Raw genomic sequence first — 2,291 nt, forward strand, 5'->3', positions numbered from 1 at the left:
TGGTAAAAGCGACAGCCCCCAACCCCTCTCCCGCAAGGGGAGAGGGGAGCAACCCAACAATCAGGAGGAACACCCGATGGCCTATACCCGCTCGAAGATCGTCGATCTCGTGGACGGCAAGATCGATCCCGATACGCTCCACCAGATGCTCTCCACCCCCAAGGACCCGGAGCGGTTCGTGACCTATGTGGAGATCCTGCAGGAACGTATGCCGTGGGACGACAAGATTATCCTGCCGCTCGGCCCCAAGCTCTTCATCGTGCAGCAGAAGGTCTCCAAGAAATGGACAGTCCGCTGCGAATGCGGCCATGACTTCTGCGACTGGAAGGACAATTGGAAGCTCAGCGCCCGTGTCCATGTCCGCGACACGCCGCAGAAGATGGAGGAGATCTATCCCCGCCTCATGGCGCCCACGCCCTCCTGGCAAGTGATCCGCGAGTATTTCTGCCCGGAATGCGGCACCCTCCACGATGTGGAGGCGCCCACCCCCTGGTATCCGGTGATCCACGATTTCTCGCCGGATATCGAGGGCTTCTACCAGGACTGGCTCGGCCTGCCCGTGCCGGAACGGGCCGACGCCTGATCCGGTCAGAAGGAAGCGAAGACGGGGGCGGGCAACCGCCCCCATTTTCGTGGGGCATTCCCGTTCAGGAGGCCTCGATCTTCGTCTGTACCGCCGAAGCGGCTCGGCGCCGCCCGCGCGCGGGGGCAGCCTCCCGGCGCCGGGCGGCGAGCGCGGCCAGGGCAAGGCCCACCCCCAGCACCCACCAGGCAGGACGCGGGCCGAGATCGAAGGAGAGGTTCGCCTCCGCCACCAGCCAGGGGTCCACCCGCGTGGCGAGGCCATACCACAGCACTTCCACCCCCGCCGTCAGCAGCGCGGACAGCACCGCGAGGCCGGCGACTCCCAGCGGCGTCACCTCGCCGGAAAGGCGTACCGCGATGCGATAGGCGAACAGGAACACGAACAGGCCGGCCATGAGCACCGGCTCGGTCACGTCCAGCTTCGACTGCAGGAAGAAATGCACCGCCCCCAGCAGGGCGATGGCATAGACCGCCATGTGCAGCCGGTTCCATCGCTGTGTTCCGAGCCGCCGGATGGCGCCGTCGAACGAGGTGGCCCCCAGAGCAATAAGCAGCGCCAGCGCCACCGCGCCGATGGTGAGGTAGATGCGCAGCACGATTTCGCTCAGCGCCCGGCCGGCACCCTGGTCCAAGATGAACAGCAGCAGGTGGAAGGCGGCGTAGAACAGCGCCGCGAGGCCGAAGATGCGCCGCCCGAAATAGAGCTTCGGATAGGACAGGAGCCGGCGCAGCGGCGTGATGGCGAGGGTCACGGCCAGGAGGCGGATGGCCCAGAGCCCGGTGAAGTGGATGGCTTCGGTCCACGGCCGCGCGCCGAGCATGCCATTGGAGGCAAGGCCCGCGAGCCAGACCGCAGGCAGCATGGAGGCGACGAGGAACAGCGTTTTCTCGGGGCTGAACTGGCCGGACCGTTCATGGAAGAGGGGCATGGGGCGTTCGCTCGCGTCCTTCGCTGCGCATGGGGGGCGATATCTCCGCCTCATGGGGAAAGGCCGCCGCCGGCCGCTCCGCTTCCCATTACGCCCGGCGGCGGGGCGCCGTTACGGCCCCGCCGTGCACGATGGCGTGAGTGCAGTGCCGGAGGGCGCGGGCGCCCGTCCGGTCGAATGTCCCGACGGCCTCTCAGGCGTTCAGGTCGGCGTCCACCTGCGCCTTGAGGCCCGGATCGATGCCGAGCGCCGAGGCGAGGCTGGCGAGATACTGCTTCTCGGTGGCGCTGTCGGGACGGATCGCAAGGGCCGAGGCGGCGTAGATCTGCAGCGCCGCTTCGGGACCGGTGGCCGCATCCACCACCTGCTGCGGGTCCACGGGGGTGGTGAGGAAGGAGATCAGCGCGTCGCGCTCCGGTGCCGCCGCCCCCATGCGGGACAGGCCGCCGGTGATGCGCTCCAGCTCTTCGTGGTCGATCTGCCCGTCCGATTGTGCTGCTGCGGCCATGGCCGAGAGCAGGACGCCGGAGAAGGCATCGGCCCCGCCGGGCGCGGCCGCGGGGGCGAAGCCGGCCGCCTCCGGCGCGCCCGAGGTGAAGGCCGAGCGGCCGCCCGACTGGGACTGCCACTTGCGGAAGGCGTTCCACGCCAGCATGCCGATGACGGCCATGCCGCCATATTTCACCAGATCGCCGCTGCCGGACTGCGGGGCAGGTGCGGGAGCAGGAGAGGGGGCGGGCGCGGGAGCCGGCGCCGGCGTCGGGTAGGGATTGGGGC

At 68.8% G+C, this 2,291-nt stretch carries 3 protein-coding genes; 1 reads left to right on the forward strand and 2 read right to left on the reverse strand.

Translation table 11 applies throughout. The features are described 5' to 3' along the window. Positions 1-76 precede the first annotated feature (76 nt). Positions 77-583: an acetone carboxylase subunit gamma gene (locus K9U41_RS22550; protein ID WP_282643077.1), complete on the forward strand. Its 507-nt coding sequence runs from the start codon at positions 77-79 to the stop codon at positions 581-583. Between the two features lie 64 nt (positions 584-647). On the opposite strand, the gene K9U41_RS22555 is transcribed toward K9U41_RS22550, so the two are convergent. Further along, positions 648-1,514, reverse strand: a complete 867-nt coding sequence (locus K9U41_RS22555; protein ID WP_282643078.1) for a sulfite oxidase heme-binding subunit YedZ — start codon at positions 1,512-1,514, stop codon at positions 648-650. Between the two features lie 193 nt (positions 1,515-1,707). Beyond that, on the reverse strand, positions 1,708-2,291 hold a 584-nt coding region (locus K9U41_RS22560; RefSeq protein WP_282643079.1), incomplete at its 5' end, for a tellurite resistance TerB family protein.

This window comes from Xanthobacter autotrophicus (genome assembly GCF_029991245.1).
Lineage (GTDB): Bacteria > Pseudomonadota > Alphaproteobacteria > Rhizobiales > Xanthobacteraceae > Xanthobacter > Xanthobacter autotrophicus_C.

What these genes read in the sequence shown, in the direction of transcription:
- K9U41_RS22550 (WP_282643077.1), top strand. Translation starts at nt 77, where the DNA reads ATGGCCTATACCCGCTCGAAGATCGTCGATCTCGTGGACGGCAAGATC.
- K9U41_RS22555 (WP_282643078.1), bottom strand. Translation starts at nt 1,514, where the DNA reads ATGCCCCTCTTCCATGAACGGTCCGGCCAGTTCAGCCCCGAGAAAACG.